The organism is Streptomyces sp. WAC07094 (assembly GCF_036320405.1).
Classification (GTDB): Bacteria; Actinomycetota; Actinomycetes; order Streptomycetales; family Streptomycetaceae; genus Streptomyces; species Streptomyces lannensis.
This window is the reverse complement of the sequence record NZ_JAVMJZ010000001.1, coordinates 561480-582892: the sequence shown is the minus strand read 5'-3', so window position 1 is coordinate 582892 and position 21413 is coordinate 561480. Positions and strand designations below refer to the sequence as shown.

Genomic DNA, 21413 nt, shown 5'->3' with positions numbered 1-21413 from the left:
GGGGTCCGCGGGGCAGGACGGAAGGGGGCGGCCGGCGGGGGGCGTCGGCGTCGGACGGTGCTCCGGTCAGCGGAAGCGGATGTCGCTCAGGTCGATCGAGACCATGACCTGATGCACCAGCGGGCGGTCGTCGTCGTCGCGGCGGTAGGCCCGGCGTCTGGTCGGCAGCAGGATGCCGTCCGCTTCCACGAAGTCGTGGACGTACTGCGTGGCGGCGAACCCACCGGCCACGTCGACGTAGTAGTCGTGCCGGCGCAGAAGGTGGTCGGAGCCGAAGTAGAAGTCCTGCTCGGTGCTGTGGCTGGCGATCTCGGGCGGGAAGGTGGCACGCAGACCCCGCCAGATCTCGTCCCCCTCCCGCCAGGGCTCGATCTCGGTGACCGTGAAGCCCGGCATGGTGAGCAGGAAGGGGGTGGTGAGGTAGGTCCACAGCGCGTAGCCGTTGAAGTAGGCGCGGTCCAGCGGGTCCCACGGGGACTGAAGAGTGTGTCCGGAGAACGACGTCCGCGGGTTCTCGCGCTCTGCCACCACGCGCCCGTCGAGTTTCTCGATACTCACACGTCCGGGCGTGAAGTCGGTCCTCTGGTCGGGTGCGCCGAAGGGCGTGGCCGAAGCGTGCTCCTCGTGCAGCCGGACGCTCATCTCGCGGGGTGCGGGATCCTGAGGCAGCCCTTTGACGGAGAAGAGGTCGCCGCCGCTGACGAGCGTGGCCCGGCCCTCGGTCAGCTCCTGCCAGCGGGCGATACCGCCGTGGGCTTCGACAGCCTGCGTGAGCAACTCGTTCACGTGGGTTCCTTGCGTGCATGCGGTGGGGGGAGGGCCGGGCGCGGGTCAGGTCCCGGCTCGTCGATGAGGGCCGCGGTGGTGGAGCACCGTGACATCCGGGTGTTCGCCGCCCGGCGAACGAAATAAGCGTATGTATTTTGTGTACGTCGAACAACAAAAACGGCAGGGCATATCTCACATTTCGTGAATACGGGCCGAATGTATCGCCGCCGTCCGCGCCGTCGGAGGACCGCGGTGTCTATGACGCGTTCTGGGCGCGCCGTCTCGCCCGATAGGCCCGCAGGTTCGCCGCGTTGCCGCAGACCCTGACGTCGTGCCAGCCCCCGCTGTTGTTGCGGGACCGGTCGAAGAACGCCGTCCCGCACCTGTCGTTGCGGCACAGCTTCAGCCGCTGCCAGGTCCCCGCCCGCTGGGCCCGGAAGACCTCGATCAGGGCCGGCGCCGCCACACGCCGCCATCCGGTGCCGCGCGGTTCCGGCCGGACCTCTCCGCTGCCGTCGAGACGCATCGCGACGGCGACGGAGCGTCGCGGGGGAAGTGTGTCGTCGCGGCGGTGATGCGCCGTCCGGCGCAGATCGTCGCGGAAGGAACGCAGCTCCTCCAGGTCCTGGGGGCCGAGTTCGACATGCGGCATGCGTTCCCCTGTGGCCCTGCTCCACTGCGCCAGCGCCTGATCGACCCAGGCCCGGGCCTCACCCGGGTCCGTGAGGAGGTCGCGTGTGCGCGGCTTGCCGGCGGAGACCGTGTTCATGAGGTCCTGTACGAAGGCAAGCCCGTCCGGGGCCGGGTCGACGGCATAGCGAACCGTGGCCGACCGGCTCATCCGGATCACTTCCCCTGGTTGACGTAAATGACACAGATTGCAACAGAACTATACGTCTTTTACTTATTACCCTCGCTGTGAGTTCATTCATGTGCGGAACCGGTCCGGTGGGGTGCGGCGGAGGAAGGCCCGGCGGCGTTCCGCTCGAGTGATGTCCACTGCGCCCCCCGGCATCCGGATTCCCCCGGCCTGTCCGGGCTCCCGGCTCGCCGGGACGGGTCCATGGCACCCGGGCACGCGACTCCGCGGCCCCGTTGTGAGCCGCCGCGAGCGATGCGACGATGCCTCCACGACTTCGCCGCGACGAGGGGGGAGAGACGCTGTGGGTGACCGGTACGACGAGTCGGCGGCGGCCGCGGTCTTCGACGCCTTGGGTGCCGAGTACGAAAAGGCGTTCGCCGACTCCGAGGCCCATCGGGCGTCGCTGACCTGGTTGCTGCGGCAACTCAATCCGCGCAGCCGGGTGTTGGACGTGGGCAGTGGCACGGGCCGGCCCACCGCAGCCGTCCTCGCCGCGGCGGGCCACGACGTGCTCGGTGTTGATGTCTCCCCGGTGATGGTCGACCTGGCGACCCGTCAGGTGCCCGATGCGACCTTTCGGTGCGCGGACATCCGTGAAACGCCGCTCGAGGAAGCCTCGTTCGATGCGGTGTGCGTCTATTTCGCCCTGCTGCAGATGTCCCGCGCCGAACAGACCGCCGTCGTACGGCGGCTCGCGGGAGCGGTGAAGCCGGGTGGGAGTGTGGTCCTGGCCACGGTGCCGCTCGATCTGGAGGGCGTCGAAGGCGTCTTCATGGGACAGGCCGTGCGTGTGACCAGTTTCGCCGCCCAGCAGTTCGCCGACATGGTCACCGGGGCAGGACTGGGTGTCGTCACTCGGCAGGCACTGATGTTCACCCCCGCCCACCCCGAGGCCGTCCCCGAGCCCCATCTGTTCCTGCACTGCCGGCGGGACTCCGCGTGAACCTCGCGTGATCCCCGTGGCCGGCGGCCGGTGATCAGTTGCCGGAGGCCACGCCCTTGAGTTCGTCGAGCGACTCCCGAATGAAGAACCTCAGGTCGCGTCCATCGGTTTCGCCGACCCAGCGCTCGAACGCGACCTTGAAGACGGCGATCCCCGCCTCGGCGGCCACGCTGGCGGCCGGTTCCGGAACGCCGCGCTGACGCAGGGTGTCGGCGAGCGCCGCGGACAGCGACGCAAGCTTGATCAGTTCGCGCTCCCGCAGTTCCGCGTTGGCGACGATGACGGTCTGGCGCCGGCGGGAGTGGGCGTGGCGGTCCTGGAACACCGAAGCCACGGCATCGAGGGCCGCGGCGATCGCGTCGATCGGCGTCGCCGACTGCGGCGCGGCCGCGGCGGTGCTCACGAAGAGCGCCTGCAACGTCTCGGACCCCGCGAACAGCACCTCCCGCTTGTCGGCGAAGTGCCTGAAGAACGTGCGCTCGGTGAGCCCCGCCCGCTTGGCGATCTCGGCCACCGTCGTCTGCTCGAACCCGCGCTCGCTGTAGAGCTCCAGTGCTGCCTGCTGGAGTCGCTCGCGCGCGTTCGGCTCCCATCGACCCATGGCCGTGATCCTACGTGATGACAGTCCCTGACATTGGTGCTACTTTCGATGACAGTGACTGACATCGATCCTGCCCCTCCGTCGTGCTCGGCGAGGGGGCGGTCGATTTGTATCCGGAGGTCTTTCATGCGTGTCTTCGTCACCGGCGCATCCGGCTGGATCGGCTCCGCCGTCGTTCCCGAACTCATCGGCGCCGGCCACCAGGTCGTCGGGCTCGCCCGCTCCGAGGTCTCGGCCGCCGCCCTCACCGCCGCGGGCGCCGAGGCGCATCGCGGCACCCTCGACGATCTCGACATCCTGCGCAGTGCGGCTGCCGAGGCGGATGGCGTGATCCACCTCGCGTTCAAGCACGACATCGCCTTCTCGGGGGATTTCCAGGGCGCCAGCGACGCGGACCGGCGTGCGGTGGAGACGATGGGCGAGGCACTCGCCGGTTCCGGCCGTCCCTTCGTCATGGCCTCCGGGACGCTCGGAATCGCACCGGGGCGGATCGCCACCGAGGAGGACGGCCGGCCGGACCCGGCCGGGGCGCGTCCGAACGGCGCAGAGCAGACCCGGTTGGCCACCGCGCAGCTGGCGCTCTCCTTCGCCACGGACAACATCCGGTCCTCGGTGGTCCGCCTTCCCCCGACGGTGCACGGAGAGGGGGACCCCGGCTTCATGGCGGCGCTGGTCGGCATGGCGCGCGCCCACGGTGTCTCCGGCCATGTCGGTGACGGGGCCAACCGCTGGCCCGCCGCACACCGACTCGATGCGGCGCGCCTGTTCCGCCTGGCGGTCGAGAAGGCTCCGGCCGGATCGGTGCTGCACGCCGTCGCCGACGAAGGTGTCCCCATCCGCACCGTCGCAGAGGTGATCGGCCGCCATCTTGATCTCCCCGTCGCCGCGGTGGCACCCGAGGACGCGGCCGGACACTTCGGCTGGCTGGCCGGCTTCATCGCAGCCGACAGCCCGGCCTCGAGCGCCCTGACCCGCGAGCTCATGGGATGGCGACCCACCCACCCCGCGCTGATCGAGGACCTGGAGAAGGGGCACTACTTCCGGAACAGCGACGGGTGAGGGGCGCGCCGGGACGTGATCGGCGCCCTCATGCCCGAGGGCCGGGGACGCCGGGCCCGGCGGGGCCCGGCAAACCGCGTGTCAGGACCGTCCCCGAGCGGCACGACTCCGCCGCACGAACACACCTGTCCCGTACGCCGTTCCCCGAGGCAGTGATCCGCTCGGTCCCCGTACCGGCGGATCGCATCCCGGCCTGCACCCTTGGCCGGGACGGCACATGGGTCACTGCTCGCGCATGCCCCAGGGGGAGCCGTAGGCGGTCAGCAGGTCCAGGAAGGGCTGTGCCGGGAAGGCCTCCGGACCGAGGACGCCCGCTCCGGACCAGGTGCCCGCGCCCAGGAGTTCGAGGGCCACAACAGGGTTCACGGCCGTCTGCCACACCACGGCCTGGCAGCCGTACTCCGTCATGGACCACTGGTTGTCCACCACGTGGTAGAGGTACACCTCGCGCGGCGCCCCGTCCTTGCTGCCCCGCACCCATGTGCCCGCACAGGTCTTGCCGTGCATGCGCTCACCCAGCGTCGCGGGGTCCGGCAGGCAGGCGGCGACGACGTCCCGGGGCGAGACGGCGACCGGACCGGCGGCACTCGGCACGGTCACCGGCTCCGTGCGGTCCAGTCCCAGGAGGTGGAGCGTCTTCAGCGTCTCGACGAACTCCCGTCCGAGACCGTACTTGAAGGTGACGCGGCGGGCGTCGATCCAGCGCGGAACGAGCAGCACCTCCTCGTGCTCCACGTTCACGCACTCGACCTCCCCGATGCCCTCCGGGAAGTCGAACACCTCGGGTTCGCTGAAGGGCGCCGTGGTGAACCAGCCGCGCCCGGCCTCGTAGACGACGGGCGGGTTGAGGCATTCCTCGATGGTCGTCCAGATGCTGAAGGAGGGTGCGAAGTCGTAGCCGTCCACGGTGAGGTTCGCCCCGTCGCGTACGCCGATCTCCTCGATCTCGTCGAAGAGTTCGTCCGCCGCGTACCGGGCGAACACATCGGACAGACCCGGCTCCACGCCCATGCCGACGAGCGCCAGCATGCCCTCGCTCTGCCATGCGCCGGCCTGGGCGAACTGCTCGTCGCCGAGCTTGACCCCGCATTCCTCGTGCGGCCGGTCCCGGTGCGGGCGGGACAGCGACATCGCCATGTCGAGGTAGGTGGCCCCTGCGGCGCGGGCCGCCCGGAACAAGGGCATGACGAACCGCGGATCGGTGGCGTTCAGCAGCACGTCGCAGCGATGTCGTGCCAGCAGGGCGATCACCGCCGCCTCGTCGCCCGCGTCCACGGCCTCGGCGACGAACCGGCCGTCGTCGCCGAGGGCCGCCACCGCGGTCTCGGCCCGGGCCGGGTCGTAGTCGGCCACCACCATCGCCTCGAAGAACGCACGCCGGGCCGCGATCCTGGTGATCGCTGTACCCACTCCGCCGGCACCCACGAGCAGTACACGCATGGCAAGAACTCCCTGTCGGTCTCTCGGTCTGTCGGAACAAGACGAGGCGCGCCCTTGACCGCAGATACAACGCCGGGTGCCGTCGTAAGGTCAATGGTGTTGGCGTAAGGCGGGCCGGGGAGGTCTGATGGCGAAACCGGTGGTGCCCGAGGAACGGCGGCGACGGCGCCGTCCCACGAAGAGCGGCACCGTGCTGTCCGAGAGTCTGATCGTGCACACCGCGCTACGGATGCTGCGGGAGCACGGCAGCACCGGGCTGACCGCGCGACGCCTGGGTACGGCGCTCGACTGCGATCCGAGCACGCTGTACCGCTACTTCCGCGGCATGGACGACCTCACCCTTGCGATCGGTGACGCCCTGATCGGCCAGGCGCTGGAGGGCTGGGAGCCGACGGGGGAGTGGCGGGCCGATCTACGGGCGGTCGGTCTGCGCATCCACACCGCCTACGTCGCCCATCCGCAAGCGGCCCAGCTGACCGCGGGCCGTGTCACCGGCCGTGCACACGAACTGGCCGCGGACGAGGCCGTTCTGGAGGTATTGCGCACGGCGGGCTTTCCGGTTCCCGACACGGTGCGGATCTACCACGCCTTCATCGACCAGACGCTCGCCTTCGCGGCACTCGACGCGGCGTCACTGGCCCTGCCCAGCGCGGCGCTGCGCGCGGACGAGGAGATGTGGGGCTCCACATACGCCCGACTGCCGGCGGCGACCCACCCGCGCATCGCCGAGGCCGCCCCGCTCCTCGCCACCCGCATGGTCACCAGTGCCTATCCCACGGCGCTGGAGATGGTGCTCGACAGTGCGGCCGCCCGGCTGGAGGAGCTGCGCCGCACGGGTCGGACCTGACCTGCTCAGTCCGCCCGGGGCGCGCGGTCTCCTTCACGGTGCACTGCGTCGGTCGTGTGCTGGCAGATCGGGCACAGTTCATGCAGGCCCTGAGAGGTGATCACGCTGCCCCAGCCGTTGCACATGGCGCAGTCGGCGGCCAATGCAGCGTCGGCGCGGGGGGTTGGATCGGGAGCGGGGGTCGCTCCGTGGATCATGTGACTCTCCTGGTGGTGAAGCGGTCCCTGTGGTGGGCACCTGCAGCGGGTGGTGTCCATTATTAACCGTTTGATGCCCATTTGTGCCCAGTCGTGTTGTTTTTGCGATTGCTTTACCTTGCGGTGTCGCCCTCCCGCAGGTGCCGATCGGGGGCAACGGAATCGCCGGGGCCCGGTTTGTTCGACCCGTCGGCTGCGACCCGGCCCCTTGGACGTTGAATGTTGTCACCGGTGGTTGATCGTCGATAGGTTCGGTCCGCCGGATGTTCGACCGGAGCGGTCGCGGTCGGCGCGGTGGCGGAGGGCGGTCGGTCCGGGCTCGCCTGCCGCGCGGCAGGCGGCGCCGCAGGGGAAACGGCATGCGACGGGCCGCGGTAGCCACGGTGAATGCATGCCGACCTCCTGAGGAATGTTCAAGTCTGTTCACCGTCAGGCAGTCGTCCGTAAACCGCATGCTTGCCGCACGGCCAAGACTGGCTTGTGAGGATGAGTAGGTGTCGATGCGGGATGGGGACGAGAAGATGTCGACGGCTCGTGGGGGCTCGTTCATACCCAGGCCAAGGACCGGGAGCGGGTTGCAGCAGCCATTGCCTCCGCTCTCCGCACCGGAAGCCGCACCGCAGCCGCTGACCACATCGGAGCCCAAGCGCGCCGCCCGTTCCTCGGGCGCCGGCAGCCGCCTCTACGCCATCGACGGGATCCGTCTGGTAGCGGCGCTGATGGTGGCAGTGCACCACTACGCGGGCACGAACCGGATGAACCACGAGGGCAACCGGTACTGGGGCCGGCCGGTGTCGGAGATCATGCCCACCGTCTTCCGGTTCGCCTCCTACGGGTGGATCGGTGTCGAGATCTTCTTCGTCATCAGCGGGTTCGTGATCTGCATGTCCTGCTGGGGGCGCAGTCCGCGGCAGTTCTTCGTCTCCCGGGTGATCCGGCTCTACCCCGCGTACTGGTTCGCCATCCTGTTCACCACTGGTGTGCTGATCGCGCTGCCGGGTGTGTGGGGCCATCTGCGGCCTCGCGAGATCCTGCTCAACTTCACGATGCTGCAGTCGGGTTCGGGCGTGGCCAATGTCGACGGCGTGTACTGGACACTCTGGTCCGAGCTGCGTTTCTACCTGCTCTTCCTGGCCGTCGTCGCCACCGGGCTGACGTATCGGAAGGTCGTCCTGTTCTGCTGTGCGTGGGGCGCGGTCGCGATGCTGGCACCGGTGTCCGGATTCCCGCTGCTGGAACTGGTCGCGAACCCGGACGGGGCCTGGTACTTCATCGCCGGACTCGCGCTCTACCTCATGCACCGGTTCGGTCCGGACCTGCTGCTGTGGGGCATCCTCGGCATGGCCTGGCTGATGGGACAACTGGAGTTGGGTCAGCGGATCGACGAGGTCGAGCACGTGTCCAGTTGGCGGGGCAGTGTGCTGGTCTTCACCGTGTTCCTGCTGGTCATGGTTGCCGTCGCGCTCGGTCTGACGGATCGCGTTCGTTGGCGGTGGCTGGTCACGGCCGGAACGATGACGTATCCGCTCTATCTGATGCACTACGCGGCCGGCACGACGGTGATCAACCGCCTGCACGACACCATGGACGCCCGGCTTCTGATCGTCGTCGTCCTCTCCGGCTTCCTGGCGCTCAGCTATCTGGTCCACCGCTTTGTGGAGCGGCCACTGGCCCGCCTGATGAAGAAGGGGCTGAACGCGTCTTTCGCGCGGCTGCGCAGCGCCGGCAGCCCGGCCTGAGCCGGAGACGCGGTCCGCCGGGGCCGGCGGGCCCGCAGGCGCGGTCCCGCGCCGACGCTCAACCTGTCGAGGCTCGTACCGCCTCGTCCCAGGCGTGCGGGCTGCGGCCGTGGTTCCTGTGGCCTGCGGCGAGCACGGTCTTGAGGCCGGCGAGATACGGGGTGTCGGCCGGGAGTCGCAGCCGTGCCAGGAGTCGGAGCGCCGCCTCGGGTTCCAGTTGGCCGTAGACGTCGTGGTAGCCGGCGAGCAGGCCCATGTACAGCGGCGTGTGCAACTGGGGGAGCCGGGCGGCGGTTTCGTACGTCCGCTCCTTCGCGGCCCAGGGCACGGGGCCTGAGCAGGTCAGAACACGGCCGGCCCGTCGGAGCAGGTCGGCCGACCCCTCCTTGACGACGTCGTCGATGTCGTCCCCGAGCACCGCGGCGAAAGCCGTCGCCGCGGTGTCGTGGTCCTCGAACCAGTCGACCCAGAGCGAGTAGGTGACGGCCTCGGCGTCGCGCTCGGCTTCGAGCCTGCGGCGATAGCCGCCCCACAGGACGTCGGCGGGGAGGGGTCCCTCCCCGCCCCGGTCCGCGAACCTGATCTCGCACGTCACCCAGTAGTCGTCGAGGAGATCCAGCAGTCCGAAGGCAAGCCGCACCTGCTCGGCCACGTCCAGGGGCCCGTCCGTGAACGCCTGGCCGGCCCAGGTGTGTGCGATCTCGCGGGCGGTGCGCGGTCGGTCCGGCTCCTCGGCGTCGATCCAACCGTGACCCGTCTCGACGATGCCCCGCTCGCCGAGCCATCGCCGCGCCCTTTCGACGGCTTGCGTCTCCATAAGAGAAGTATGGCGACCATCGGGCCCTCCTACGCCCGACTGGCCGCAAGCCCGGCCCGATCGTCACGTTGCCCACCGTTCCCGCGCTTTCCCGGGCCGCTGGTGCGGCACGGTCGCACTCATGCGCGATACGCCGAGGTCGGCAGTTTCTGACCGGAACTACGCTCTCATGAGAGTTGTGTGCTGCATAGAAGAGATGGAACTTGCAAAAATGCAGTAGCGCCATATGCTGGGGCCATGAGTTCACTCAAAGACGCAACCGTTCTCGTCACAGGTGCCAACGGCGGTCTCGGTACCGCGTACGTCGACGTCGCCCTCGAGCGCGGCGCCCGCCGGGTCTACGCGGCCGCACGCAACCCCAGGAAGTGGGCCGACGAGCGGGTCGAGCCCCTGGAGCTGGATGTGGCCGATCCGGCCTCCGTCGAGGGGGCCCTCGCTCGGGCCGGTGACACCACGATCCTGGTGAACAACGCCGCCCTCTTCCCGCGCGGCGATCTGCTGGACGCTCCGATCGACGACGTTCGGGCGACCATCGACGCCAATCTGCTGGGCCCGATCCTCACCACACGCGCCTTCGCACCCGTGCTGCGCTCGGCCGAGGGGGCCGTCGTCAACGTCGGTTCGGTGCTCAGCTGGCTGGCGGTGGGCAAGGCCCACAGTGTTTCCAAGGCGGGACTGTGGATGGCGACCAACGCCTTCCGGCTCGAACTCGCGCCGCAGGGTGTGCATGTCCTCGGGGTGTATCCCGGGCCGATCGACACGCCCATGCAGCCGGGTGACGATCGTGCGGGCATGAGCAAGCCGTCCGACATCGCCGCCGCCACGTTCGACGCGCTCGAAGCGGGCGAGTTCGAACTGCTCCCGGACGAGATGACCAGGCGTGTGCACGGGGCCCTGTCCCAGCCCGTCACCGCCCTGTATCCGGCGCTCGCCTCGGAATAGCCCACATGCCGGCCGCCGTCCGACGCCACCGACACAAGGGCCGTCCGGCAGGTGTGGACGCCACCGTCAAAACGCTCACCGGCCGACTGTCCATGTACGTCCGTGAGCTCGCCCGCGCGCACGTAGGCCTTCTCAACGGCGTCTGCCCCTGAGAAGGGTCCTCCGCAGCCGGATTGCGTTCACCGTGCGCGGGTCCTGGGGCGTTTTCCCGTCCCTCGACAGGCACCCATCGTCCGTGGCGGGTCGCCTTACCGACGGTCCGTCTCGACGCACGACCGGGCGACGACGCGGCACCCCGCCGACTCCGCGTCGGCGGGGTGCCGCTTTCCGGCCTGTTCGCGCGGTCTCACTCGTCGAGGGCGGCCGATCGATGGGCGGGCGCGTCGGGCAGCGTTGCCTTCGAGGGACCGAACACCCGGATGAACGAGTCCAGGAGTTCACGCGGCCCGTCCAGCTTGACCAGCCCGCACTTGGCGGCCTGCATCAGCGCCGGGTAGGAGGGCAGATCGTCCGGCTCGAAGTCGATGACGAGATCAGGCTTGTCCGCGGCCGGTCCGATGCCGGCGGTGAGCCGCCCTTCGGTGACGGCGGCGTGCACTTCGATGTCACCGGCGTGAATCTCCCAGGACGCGGTCAGCCCGGCCGCCGCGTGCGGGTCGAAGGCGGCTCGCAGCGCCATGACCACGGCCGAGGGCGTCACGATCTCGCCGGGCCGGGGCTCGCCGAGCTGGATGGTCCCCCAGCGGCCGAGGGCGCTGACGGCCGGTTCGAGATCGTGCCCCGCGGGTGTCAGGGCGTAGAGGACGCCTCGCTGCGGCGCGGGTGCGATGCGGCGCTCGATGATGCCCGCCTCCTCCAGCTCCTTGAGGCGCGTGGAGAGGACGTTCGTGGGAATGCCCGGCAAGCCGTCGAACAGGTCGGTGTACCGCTGCGGTCGAACCGTGAGATCGCGGATGATCAATAGCCCCCACCGTTCGCCCACGAGCTCCAGAGCACGCGCGAGGCCGCAGTATTGCCCGAAGTGCCGACGTTTCATGTCTCGATTATAGCGAGCTTGTGAATATGCCCTATGCGTCCGGTCCGCCATGCAGCTTGTAAAGATGAAGCACACATCGAGTGTGTGAGGCGCCCGGCCGTGGAGGGTCCTCGTCTGTGCGATCCGCTTGCGTCACAGGACGGGTGGGCCCTGCTCGACCCGGCGCAACACGGGTGTGAGGCGGTCGAGCGCGTCGCTGGTCTGGATCTGCCGTTCGTCCCACCAAGTGGCCCCCGCCTCGGCCAACGGGCCGACGACATCACGGGTCCTGGCGGCGTCCCCGCCGGGCGTGGCGCCTCCGAGCACGATGTCGAAAGGAGCGCCGGGCCGGCTCTCACGCTCCTTGTGGACGTACGCGACCAGCTCGCGGACCTGATCGAGGGGTGGGATCTGGCCGTGCCTGGCGTCGGTGAACAGTGGGACCGCACCGTCCCAGCGAGCGGCCCGGCGCATCGGCGCGCGGTTCGGCCAGAAGCCCGCGATCCACACCGGCGGCCGGGGCCGCTGTACCGCGGCGGGCAGCAGTGTCACATCGCGGACCCGGTAATGACGTCCGTCGTGGTTCACCGTCTCGCCCGACCAGTAGCGCTCCAGCAGGCCCAGGCCCTCGTCCAGCCGCTCCGCCAGCACCTTCGGGTCTGTGGTGTCGCCGAAACTCGCGTACTCGTCCTCGATGGGCCCGCCCAGCCCCGCGGCGAAGACGACCCGGCCGCCGCTCAAGGCGTCCAGTGTCGCCACCTGGCGGGCGAGTTCCTGTGGGTGCCGGCGGGCCACCGGGGTGACCAGTGTCCCCAGTTTGATCCGGGAGGTGGCCAGCGCCGCGGCGGTCAGCAGCATCCACGGATCCCCGAAGGGCCTGCCCCCGTGCCTGCGATGCACCACGTGGTCCCACACGAACAGCCCGTCCCACCCTGCCTGTTCAGCCGCCACGGCCACCTTCGCCACGGTTCTGGGATCGGCGAAGTCACCGAAGTTGGGCATGTTGACCGAGAAGCGCATCCCCGCATCCTGCTGTACGGCGTCAGGCTCGGCAACCGGGAATTGCAGGGCCGGGAAACAGAGGCACCGGCAGGTCCGCCACAGCCACCGCCGGACCATGGACCCGTAGTCGAAGGCGGGTCACGCCCGGCTTCTCCGGGCGTGGTTCGGGAAGATCCGTGAAGCGGCGATCGCGGCATCCGTAGTGCGGTCCCGGCTTGCCTGTGCTCGTCGGAATACCGACGTCGAAGGTAACGCTCGGTGACGATCGGGCCGTTGTGATGGACGCTCCGTAGTGCACGCCGTCCCTGGTCCGGCCCTGTTCAGCGCGGGAGGCGGTCGCCATCGCGGCACCACCTGCCCGGACGGGCTTGTGGCCAAAGGGGGGCCACCCGTTCGGCCTACACGCTCTTGGGCCCTGGCGTGCGATGTCCCCCGTTCGGACGCACGCTGAGTGTGAAGCCGTAGCCGATGCACCGCAGCTGTGAGCGCTGCTCCGTCGGGAGGCACCATGATCGTGATAGCCCTGCTCGTCCCGGTGGTGCTTCTGTTGATGATGTTCGGGCTGGATGCACTGGAGAACGCCTTGTTCCCACCGCCCGAGCCACGCTCACCGGATGCCACTGTCCCCGAACAGTCGGCTCCCGAGTGAGCTGTTCCACGAAGAGTCCGAGACCCGGGCTGTTACTCACTTTCGGGTGATGGCCGGGACGGTACGGGGGTGGTGGCCTGCGGCACTCGGGCGCCGCAGGACGCCGTGTGGCCGGGGATGGTTGCCGGTGAAATGCCGTCAAGTCGGAACTTCCGGCGAGTATGTGAACCATGCATCCGAGAGTCACAGAAATATGCATGATTCGTAACACAGCTTATGGGTTCACCGCATCCCCCGCATATGCGATCAAGGTGTGCGTTGTGCGGCCGACCGGTCGCACCTCAACACCTCGCACGACTCCGCTGCGCGGCCCGAGGGCCGTGCAGCGGGCGTGCTCGCATCCCGCAGGGAGAGCCAGTGTCCGTTTCCACTGTGACCGCTCGTCATCTGGCCGCTGCCGCTGTCGCGGCGGTGGCCGTCGCCGGGGCGGTCGTGCCGCCGGCATCCGCGGCCGACCACGGCCCGCGTTCGTACGCACCGCGCGTCGAGATCAGTGATGTGCAGTTCGATGCCCGCGGCCGGGGAGACCACTTCGGCCGTTCCCTGAACAGGGAGTGGGTCGAGATCAGCAACACCGGCGGCCGGTCGGCGAACCTGGACGGCTGGACGCTGTCCGACGAGGACGGACGCACCTACACCTTCCACCACTACCGTCTGAGGGGCCACGCGGCCGTCCGGGTCCACACAGGCTTCGGCCGGGACAGCCGGACCGACCTCTACCAGGACCGCCGGCGCGCGGTGTGGGCGGGCCGCTCCGGTATCGCCGTCCTGCGCAACGACCACGGCCGGTACATCGACGCCGTCACCTGGAACGGTGAGCGCCACCGCGAAGGCGGCCACCACCTCGACCACCAGGTCCGCTAGCGACGGCGTGCCGGTGACCGCCGCGGCGTCGCATCGGCCCACACCCGGCGGCGCGTCGGCCCTCGCGGGCGGACGCGCCGCGGACGGGGGAAGCCGTCACGGCAGGATGGAGTCCACATAACCTCCGTCGACACGCAGCGCGCCCCCGGTGGTGGCCGAGGCCTGCTCGGAGCTGAGGTAGACGACCATATGGGCGATCTCCTCCGGCTCGATCAGCCGCTGGAGCAGGGACTGGGGCCGGTGCTCGCGCATGAAGGCGCGCTGGGCCTCGTCCCAGGGCAGCTCACGGTCGACCAGTTCGTAGACGAAGTCCTCGACGCCTCCCGTGTGCGTCGGGCCCGCGATGACCGAGTTCACGGTGACGCCGGTCCCCGCCGCCTGTTTCGCGAACCCCCGGCTCACGGCCAACAGGGCCGTCTTGGACATGCCGTAGTGGATCATCTCGGCGGGGATGGCGACGGCGGAGTCGCTGGCGATGTATTGGACGCGCCCCCAGCCGCGTTCCGTCATGCCCGGCAGATACAACCGGGTCAGCCGCACCGCGGCCAGGACGTTCACCTCGAAATAGCGCCGCCATTCGGCATCAGTGATCTCCAGGGGAGCCCTCGCTTCGAAGACACCGAGGTTGTTGACGAGAACGTCCACTCGCGGCAGGAGTTCGACGACTCGCCGCGCGCCCTCTTCGGTGCTCACGTCCGCGGCGACCGGCACCACATCGGCACCGGGCACCTCCCGCGCCATGCGGGCGACGCTGTCCTCCACGCGCCCCGAGTCACGTCCGTTTACTCCCACGCGGGCCCCGGCACGGGCCAGTTCCACGGCGATCGCCGCGCCGATTCCCTGCGTGGAGCCGGTGACCAACGCCGTACGGCCCGTCAGATCGATCTGCATCTCGTCACTGCCCTTTCGTGTGCGTGCACCGCTCCGGTACCCCTGAGACCGCCCCGGCACATGGGACGCGCCGCTCGGACCCCCGAATGGCCGGTGGATGCCGCCTGCGGCGGTGTACGCGGCATCCGCACCGTCGTGGGCCGGCGGTCCCCCGGCTGACGGGGGACCGGTGCCACTTCCCCGGTGAGGCCCCGAGGCGGGTCGAAGTCCCGAGTCGGGTCACCGGGAACCGTCGGCCGAGCCGATGACCACCACCCGGGCCCAGTCGGGTGGTGTGTCCGGCACGTAGTCGGGATCCTTCTCGTTCCAGGAGGACACCTGCCGCCCGGCGAAGAGGCCGACGACCGTACGGCACGGCGGCCTGGTGTCCGGCCAGGGCGTCTGCCCGTCGGTGAGGACCACGACGACGTCCGGTGGGGGCTGCGCCCGGAGCGCCTTGGTGAAGCCCGAGCGAAGGTCCGTGCCCCCGCCCCCCACCAGCGGTATCCCCTCGGCACTGCACAGTGGGTGCGCGACACGGGCCGCCGCATCGCACGACACCACGGTGACCAGGTCCCGACGGCCGCCCACGGCGCGGGAGATGGCGGCCACCTCCAGGAGCGCGCTGCCCAGCTCGGTGTCACTTACCGACCCGGAGGTGTCGATGACCACGCAGACCCGGGGCGGCCTGCGCCGCAGGCTCGGCAGAACCGCACCGGGCAGAGCAGGCGAGCGGCGCGACGGCCGGCCGTACGAGTAGTCCTCGCCCGCACCCGCGCCGGAGGTCGCCGAACGGACCGCCGCACCCAGCAGCTCGCGCCACGGCTGCGGCGGGTGGAAGGCCTCCTCCGCCCAACGCCGCCATCCTTTGGGGGTGTTGCCCGGTCGGGCGGTGATGCCCTGCGCCACCCGGAACCTGACCAGGTCCCGTTCCTGGTCGCTGAGTCCGTCCGCGCCGTCCGGTCCCAGATCCCACACCCGTTCCAGTCCGTCGGCACCACTGCCGCAGTCCAGCCAGGCCATGCTGTGTGTGTGCGGCCCGAGCCGGAACCGGCGCAGGTACTCCTCCATGAGCCGGCCCTCGGTCAGCCCCAACGTCCCGGGCCCCACTGCGCCCTTGGGCCGGGCGAGCCCGTCCCCGTAGACGTCGTCGTTGATCTCGCAGTCCGCGGCGATGTTCATCCGCAGCCGCTCTCCGGGGCCGGTGAGCCCGTGCTCCCCGGCGAACCGGTCACTACGCCCGTGATGGTCGCGCAGCAGATGCGACACCTCGTGCACCCACACCCCGGCGAGTTCCTCCACCGGAGTGCGGTCCACGAACGCCGGCGAGACGTAACACCGCCAGTACCGGTCGACCGCCATCGTCGGCACCGACCGTGACTCCACGGTGAGCAGGGCGAACAGGGCGGTCGCCAGGTAGGGCCGGACGCGGGCGGCATGCAGCCGGGCGGCGAAGAGCTTGTCGAGATCCAGCGGCCCCGATGCGACCGGACTCACCGTCCCGCCTTCGTGACGGCCGCGGCCCGGGCGGCCGCCTCGTCGGCCCGTCGGGACAGGGACACCACCGAGGTGAGCCGCTCGATCGACGCGGGAACGTCCCAGTCCTCGCGGCGCAGCGAGGCGAGTGTGCTCGCGGGGACCACCACCAGGTCCGGCGCTCCGGTCTGCGTCGCCCGGACCAGCAGCGCCCACGCCGCGTCCCAACGAGCCCTCTCCGGGCGCCTGCGGACCGCCTCGACGACACCGTCGAGCACGGCTTGGCGCAGATCCCCCCGCTCGGGCAGAGCGGCGCCATCCGGGTGGGCGAGCAGTGCCTCGGGGTCGGGGAGGTCCATCCGGTCCATGGCCGCCAGCAACTCCAGTCCCGGCCCGTCCCCCACTGTGCCCCTGACCAGCAGCGAGAGGACTTCCCGCGAGGAGCCGGCGGCGGTCGCGAAGGCGATCAGGCCAAGGGCCATCTCCCAGCTCCGGGGTGACGGCCAGGCACCGCCCCGGCGGGCCTCACTGCTCGGCAGCCGGTGCACGAGTCCGGGGCGGGCGGAGAGGAGCCCGCACACTGCACGGCGGGCGAAGTCCACCGCGTCCGGCAGCGCGCCCGGGTCGAGCCGGGGCAGCGTGGTCCGGGGCCATGTCCCGCCGAGGCCGCGGATCACCACATCGTGGTCGTGGGTCCACTGGAGGTGGACGAACCTGTTGGCCAGGGGCGGGCTCAGTTCCCAGCCGTCGGCAGCCGAGGAACGCGGGTTCGCCGCAGCCACGATGCGGACACCGGGCGGCAGTTGAAGTGCGCCGATCCGTCGTTCCAGGACAAGGCGGAGCAGGGCGGCCTGAACGGCCGGTGGCGCGGTGGACAACTCGTCGAGGAACAGCAGTCCCTTGCCGGCCCGGACCAGGCGCACCGCCCAGTCGGGCGGCGCCATGGGGACACCCTGCCGCGCGGGATCGGCGCCGACGACGGGCAGCCCCGAGAAGTCGGACGGTTCGTGCACACTGGCGATCACCGTGGTCAGTGGAAGCCGCAGGGCCGTGGAGAGTTGTGTGAGGGCCGCGGTCTTGCCGATCCCCGGCGGGCCCCACAGCAGCACGGGCAGATCGGCGGCCACGGCCAGGGTGAGAGCCTCCAGTTGTGTGTCGGGACGTGGTTCGGTGGTCGACTCCCGCAGCAGGGCGAGCAGTGCGTCGGCGACATCGAGCCGGGAGAGGTGGGCGGAGTGGGTGGAGGTGCCGGCCGGAGTGGCCTGGGTGTTCATGGGCATGTTCGATCACCTATGGGTTCGTCGTGAGTGAGGGAATGCGCGCGTGCGGGGACCGGGGGACCGGGGGACCGGCTCAGCGGGCGGTCGCGTGGCGCCGGCGCGGGCGGCGGTGGTGGGGACGGGGTCGCCCCGGGTTGATGCGCCCCGGCCCGGGCCCGGCGAGTCCCGCCCTGAACAGTCCGTAGGTGATCCGCCGGAGCGCGGCGGCCTCCAACGCGTCGCGCAGAGACCCGCTGCGCAGCACCGCATCAGGCCCCAAGAGGCCTTCGACGACAGCCAGCGCACCCGAGAAGTCGCCGTGGTCGAGGCGTTCACGGACGTCTGTCAGGCAGTCGGGACGACGGTGTGCCTCGTCGATGGCACGGAGACACGGAAGCGGAGCACCGGCCAGCGCGGCCAGGAGTTCCTCCCGCCGGATCTCGTCCGGGTCGTGGTCGAGCGCGGAGAGCCTCCCGTCCACCAACCCGATCCGGTGCAGGGCTCCGCGGCACTCGACGAGGCGCGGTTGTCCCGCGCGGTCCGGAACCCGGGACGGATCGGACGGTGACCAGCCCGGAACCAGTGCCGCGGCGACCAGCGGGTGCAGTCGATCGGGCTCGATCAATCCGGCGCGCATCAGCTCCAGGTCGGGGAGCACCCAGGTGGCCGCATCGGGCAGCACCGGCAACGCGGATGCGCCCCGGACCGTGGATGCCGCCGCGATGCGCAATACGGACGGTCCGTCGCCGGCCGCGTCCGCCGCGAGGTCGAGGACCAGCCGGTGCCCGCCTCCCAGACGGACCCGGACGCCCCCGGTTCGCCGTCCCTCCGCTCGGAGCAGGATCCCCGCCTCGGCCGCCCATCGGTCTACGGCACAACGCCGCCCGGGCGGCACCAGCCCGAGCGGATCCGGGTCCTCCTCGGGGCGGCCGTCGAGGGGCGGCCGCTCGGCTCCCGACCGCAGGCGCAACTCGTCGGTCCTGCGCGCGTCCCACAGATGTCGGTGCAGGTCGAGACGGTAGCGCGGACTGGGACGGGCATGGGGATGTGGGCAGTCGGCCGCCGCGGAGGCGGATCCGTCCCACAGGGCGAGGTTTATCCGCTGGCCCGCGTCCGCCCAGGCCGGCGGCGTCCGGACCACGAGGTGCACCGGGCTCCCGCCTTCGGTCGCGGGCTCGTACCGGGCCAGAGCGACGGTCAGGCCGGGGCGCAGCAATCCGTCGGGGGCGATCCTCGGCAGATGCCAGCGCAGCAGGTCGGGTGCCAGATGGCGGAGGTCGTCCCGGATGCGGGCGGTCAGTTCCCGGCCGTGGGTACGTGCCATCGAACGCAGATCGAGATCGACGTCGATGTGTGCCGCGGCACACGCACCGGCCCAGTCCCCGACGCGCCGGCGCAGACCGGCAGTCTCGATCATGGACGGCGGCACGGCGAACTCACGCACACGCAGCCAGAAGGAAAGGCGTGGATCCTCGTACGCGGTCTCGGTGAGCATCAGCGCTCACCTTCCGCGGACGGGACCCCCCATCTGTCAACACAATGAGTTGTCATCGGCTGGAGAGTACCCGCGGTCGCCGTGCGCCGCCAGATGATTTTCGGCGGGTGCCCTCGCCGTCTTCCGCGCCCCCTGTCGCGGGCGCGGGTCGGCCCAGGTACGGACGCAGTGCTGAACGTCCGCTCGCGTGCGCGGAGTTCGCCTTCGGTGGCGTCGACCCGGCCGTACGGTGGGCGCATGCGCCGTCCTGCCCAGAAGCGCGTGCAGGGTGGGCGTCCGCATGTCGCAGCGTGGGAGGTCGTCGTCATGTGCCTCGAAGCGAGGGCGGCCAAGGGGCTCGGAAGTGGGCCTCCTTACCCGACGGGTCATCGACCCCTCCGTGTTCGCGTGCCACGATCGTCGCCGTACGGAGCCCGACCGACCGGAAGGACGCCATGCCCGCCTACGCGATCGCTCATCTGCAGGAGGCATCCCCGCACCCGGAGATCGCCGAGTACATCGAGCGCATCACCGCCACGTTCGAGCCGTTCGGCGGTCACTTCCTCGTGCACGCGACCCAGCACGAGGTGATGGAGGGCGACTGGCCCGGGCACGTCGTGGTGATCGCCTTTCCGGGCATGGACGAGGCACGGGCCTGGTGGGACTCTTCCGCATACCGCGCGATCGCGCCGCTGCGCTCGCGGCACATCGAGGGGGACGTCATCCTGGTGCCCGGCATCCCCGAGGGCTATGACCCGGCCGTCACCGCAAGGGCGTTGCGCGAGTCCCTGTCCGCTCGATGACCCTCCGGCACGGCCCGTGTGCCGTGCACCGCGGCGGGCGGCTCCCCCCGACCGTCCGACAGCCGGGGGGAGTCGCCGCAGTGCCGTGTCAGTGGGTGCGGCCGGGCAGGATCTGGATGGTGCCGCCGACCGCCCGCTCGCCGGTGGCGTCCGACGGACGGTTGACGAGCGAACCGTTGACGGCCATCGCGGTGGAGCCGCCGCCGTCGAGGTTGATGGCGTCGACGGCGCCGATCGAGCGCATGAAGGAGGCAGCCTCCCGCAGGGTGAAGCCTTCGCTGCCACCGCTCTGACGGCCGTCCACCGTGGCCAGGATCAGCCGGCCCCTGGCGTCCACACCGGCCATCGTGCGCGGCTGACGGGCGTTCGCCCAGGCGTACCCGAAGGACAGGTCCTGAGGGTCGACCACACCCTCGGCCGCCGCGTCGATGCTGACGCGGCCGTGACTGACGAGCGTGGGGGCAGCGCTGACGATGCTGTCGTCGCGGTCGAGCACGACGCGCTTGCCCGCCGTGTCACGGATGACCTCGTCCACGCCGAACCGCTCTCCGGGACGGGCGTGAGCGGTGAGCCAGTCCGCTGCCGAACCGATGCCCTGGAGCACCGTGCCGTGGGCCGGGACGGCACCGCCCCGGGAACCGGCCGACACCACACGGCCGTGCGCGTCCAGCACGACCTGCGTGCCGCGACCGGTGGGCAGAGGCGCGCCGAACTCGCCGGTGAACAGCACCAGATCGTCGGCAGTGTGACAGGTGACGTCCTGCCAGGGCAGCTCGCTCGGGGTCGCCCCCGGACGCCCGCAGTCCCGGATGAGACCGGGAACACGGTTGATGCCCTGGGCCTGGTGGGCGGATCCGACCGCGCGCACCGTGACGGTCGTCGTCAGGTCGGCGACGCGGACGTGACGACCGCCGTCCTTCAGGATCAGTGCCGCCCGGGACCCCGAGGCCATCGACTGCAGTTCACCGTGGTCGGCGCTGACGCCAGCCTGCGTTCCCTGGACTCCGTCGGCGTCGGATGTGACGAAGAAGCCCGCGTTGACGCCTACCAGGGAGCCCAGCCCCGCGGCGACGGACGAAGTGGTCACGCGTCGCGCGACGTTCCCGGCATGGGTGCCCTCGACGGTGCCCCGGAACGTACGCGGGTCGACGACCGCGACGTGCACGTTCTCCCGGTCGGCCGGCTGCTCGGCGTCGTAGCCCGTCCAGTCGACGGCGGTGTGGAAGCCCGCCGCGGTGATCGCCTGTGCGGCGCTCGCTGCCGCCGCCTGGGTGGCGTACGAACCGACCCGCACCCGCAGGCCCATGACGCCGCGCGGGGTGTCGGCGTAGCCGGGCCAGCGCACCGTCTCCACCCGGGGCTCGAAACCGCCCGAGCGCAACCCGCTCGCGGTGGTGTCGGCCCAGGACCGCGTCCCGACCGCCGCCCAGGTAGCGGCGCCGCTGAGGCGACCGGTGGCCGGGGCCTGGACGGTGACCGTCCAGACCGGCGCGGCTTCGGCGTTCTCGATGGTGGCGCTGCGTACCTGCACGCCCGGAGCGATGGTCTGTGTCGTCCACGTGATCGCGTCCGCGGCCGGGGCGGCGGCCGAGCGGGGTGCGGCCTCCGCCGTTCCCCAGACGCCTCCCGCGGCGACGACGGCGCATACGGTGGCGGCGCCCAGCAGGACTCGTGCGCGCGCGGCAGACCGGCTGTGCTTGTGGCTCATGGCCATCCTCTCGTTCCCACGGCGTGTGGCCGCACGGGTCGAGCCCTTCAGGCCACCTCTTCCCCTTGATCACAACCG

At 70.6% G+C, this 21413-nt stretch carries 20 protein-coding genes; 8 read left to right on the top strand and 12 right to left on the bottom strand.

Features of this window, described 5'->3' with window-relative positions:
* Window positions 1-66: 66 nt before the first annotated feature.
* Together RCR19_RS02600 and RCR19_RS02595 are read right to left on the bottom strand one after the other, a co-directional pair.
* Window positions 67-786 (bottom strand): hypothetical protein, encoded by a 720-nt coding sequence (locus RCR19_RS02600; protein ID WP_331263553.1) that lies wholly within the window; start codon window positions 784-786, stop codon window positions 67-69.
* A 238-nt stretch (window positions 787-1024) separates the two neighbouring features.
* On the bottom strand, window positions 1025-1609 hold the full coding sequence (locus RCR19_RS02595) for a CGNR zinc finger domain-containing protein (RefSeq protein ID WP_331263552.1): 585 nt from the start codon (window positions 1607-1609) through the stop codon (window positions 1025-1027).
* 322 nt (window positions 1610-1931) lie between these two features.
* On the opposite strand from RCR19_RS02595, the gene RCR19_RS02590 reads away from it, so the two are divergent.
* A complete protein-coding gene (locus tag RCR19_RS02590) occupies window positions 1932-2573 on the top strand; it encodes a class I SAM-dependent methyltransferase (protein ID WP_331263551.1) in 642 nt (213 codons plus the stop codon).
* Window positions 2574-2607: 34 nt separating this feature from the next.
* On the opposite strand, the gene RCR19_RS02585 is transcribed toward RCR19_RS02590, so the two are convergent.
* Window positions 2608-3174: a TetR family transcriptional regulator gene (locus RCR19_RS02585; RefSeq protein ID WP_331263550.1), complete on the bottom strand. Its 567-nt coding sequence runs from the start codon at window positions 3172-3174 to the stop codon at window positions 2608-2610.
* Window positions 3175-3300: 126 nt separating this feature from the next.
* On the opposite strand from RCR19_RS02585, the gene RCR19_RS02580 reads away from it, so the two are divergent.
* Entirely contained in the window at window positions 3301-4233 is a 933-nt protein-coding gene (locus RCR19_RS02580) for an SDR family oxidoreductase (RefSeq protein ID WP_331263549.1), read from the top strand.
* Between the two features lie 222 nt (window positions 4234-4455).
* On the opposite strand, the gene RCR19_RS02575 is transcribed toward RCR19_RS02580, so the two are convergent.
* Window positions 4456-5673 (bottom strand): saccharopine dehydrogenase C-terminal domain-containing protein, encoded by a 1218-nt coding sequence (locus tag RCR19_RS02575; protein WP_331263548.1) that lies wholly within the window; start codon window positions 5671-5673, stop codon window positions 4456-4458.
* A gap of 127 nt (window positions 5674-5800) precedes the next feature.
* Here RCR19_RS02575 and RCR19_RS02570 point away from each other — a divergent pair, with 127 nt between their 5' ends.
* Window positions 5801-6520: a TetR/AcrR family transcriptional regulator C-terminal domain-containing protein gene (locus RCR19_RS02570; RefSeq protein ID WP_331263547.1), complete on the top strand. Its 720-nt coding sequence runs from the start codon at window positions 5801-5803 to the stop codon at window positions 6518-6520.
* A gap of 697 nt (window positions 6521-7217) precedes the next feature.
* A complete protein-coding gene (locus RCR19_RS02565) occupies window positions 7218-8456 on the top strand; it encodes an acyltransferase (protein ID WP_331269320.1) in 1239 nt (412 codons plus the stop codon).
* 58 nt (window positions 8457-8514) lie between these two features.
* Here the strand turns inward: RCR19_RS02565 and RCR19_RS02560 are convergent, their stop codons facing one another.
* Entirely contained in the window at window positions 8515-9273 is a 759-nt protein-coding gene (locus RCR19_RS02560) for a hypothetical protein (RefSeq protein ID WP_331263546.1), read from the bottom strand.
* 237 nt (window positions 9274-9510) lie between these two features.
* Here RCR19_RS02560 and RCR19_RS02555 point away from each other — a divergent pair, with 237 nt between their 5' ends.
* Window positions 9511-10215, top strand: coding sequence for an SDR family oxidoreductase (locus RCR19_RS02555; RefSeq protein WP_331263545.1), 705 nt, complete (start codon window positions 9511-9513; stop codon window positions 10213-10215).
* A 346-nt stretch (window positions 10216-10561) separates the two neighbouring features.
* Here RCR19_RS02555 and RCR19_RS02550 read toward each other — a convergent pair whose 3' ends face one another.
* Together RCR19_RS02550 and RCR19_RS02545 are read right to left on the bottom strand one after the other, a co-directional pair.
* The gene (locus tag RCR19_RS02550) at window positions 10562-11251 is read right to left on the bottom strand and encodes a helix-turn-helix domain-containing protein (RefSeq protein ID WP_331263544.1); all 690 of its coding nucleotides are present in this window, start codon (window positions 11249-11251) and stop codon (window positions 10562-10564) included.
* A gap of 132 nt (window positions 11252-11383) precedes the next feature.
* Entirely contained in the window at window positions 11384-12250 is an 867-nt protein-coding gene (locus tag RCR19_RS02545; RefSeq protein ID WP_331263543.1) for an LLM class flavin-dependent oxidoreductase, read from the bottom strand.
* Window positions 12251-12740: 490 nt separating this feature from the next.
* On the opposite strand from RCR19_RS02545, the gene RCR19_RS02540 reads away from it, so the two are divergent.
* Window positions 12741-12881: a hypothetical protein gene (locus RCR19_RS02540; protein ID WP_181923236.1), complete on the top strand. Its 141-nt coding sequence runs from the start codon at window positions 12741-12743 to the stop codon at window positions 12879-12881.
* Between the two features lie 357 nt (window positions 12882-13238).
* A complete protein-coding gene (locus tag RCR19_RS02535) occupies window positions 13239-13745 on the top strand; it encodes a lamin tail domain-containing protein (protein ID WP_331263542.1) in 507 nt (168 codons plus the stop codon).
* Between the two features lie 96 nt (window positions 13746-13841).
* Here the strand turns inward: RCR19_RS02535 and RCR19_RS02530 are convergent, their stop codons facing one another.
* The 4 genes from RCR19_RS02530 to RCR19_RS02515 all read right to left on the bottom strand — a co-directional run bounded on the left by RCR19_RS02530 (window position 13842) and on the right by RCR19_RS02515 (window position 18845).
* On the bottom strand, window positions 13842-14636 hold the full coding sequence (locus RCR19_RS02530; protein ID WP_331263541.1) for an SDR family oxidoreductase: 795 nt from the start codon (window positions 14634-14636) through the stop codon (window positions 13842-13844).
* A 219-nt stretch (window positions 14637-14855) separates the two neighbouring features.
* A complete protein-coding gene (locus RCR19_RS02525) occupies window positions 14856-16112 on the bottom strand; it encodes a VWA-like domain-containing protein (protein WP_331263540.1) in 1257 nt (418 codons plus the stop codon).
* Complete coding sequence (locus RCR19_RS02520; RefSeq protein WP_331269319.1) at window positions 16109-17365, bottom strand: MoxR family ATPase; 1257 nt, start codon at window positions 17363-17365, stop codon at window positions 16109-16111. Before RCR19_RS02520 ends, RCR19_RS02525 begins: the two co-directional genes overlap by 4 nt.
* A gap of 79 nt (window positions 17366-17444) precedes the next feature.
* Window positions 17445-18845 carry a hypothetical protein gene (locus tag RCR19_RS02515; protein ID WP_331263539.1) on the bottom strand — a complete coding sequence of 467 codons (1401 nt, stop codon included), beginning with the start codon at window positions 18843-18845 and terminating at the stop codon, window positions 17445-17447.
* A gap of 434 nt (window positions 18846-19279) precedes the next feature.
* Here RCR19_RS02515 and RCR19_RS02510 point away from each other — a divergent pair, with 434 nt between their 5' ends.
* Window positions 19280-19627, top strand: a complete 348-nt coding sequence (locus tag RCR19_RS02510) for a DUF1330 domain-containing protein (protein ID WP_331263538.1) — start codon at window positions 19280-19282, stop codon at window positions 19625-19627.
* A gap of 88 nt (window positions 19628-19715) precedes the next feature.
* Here RCR19_RS02510 and RCR19_RS02505 read toward each other — a convergent pair whose 3' ends face one another.
* The gene (locus RCR19_RS02505; protein ID WP_331263537.1) at window positions 19716-21335 is read right to left on the bottom strand and encodes a phosphodiester glycosidase family protein; all 1620 of its coding nucleotides are present in this window, start codon (window positions 21333-21335) and stop codon (window positions 19716-19718) included.
* Between the last annotated feature and the right edge of the window lie 78 nt (window positions 21336-21413).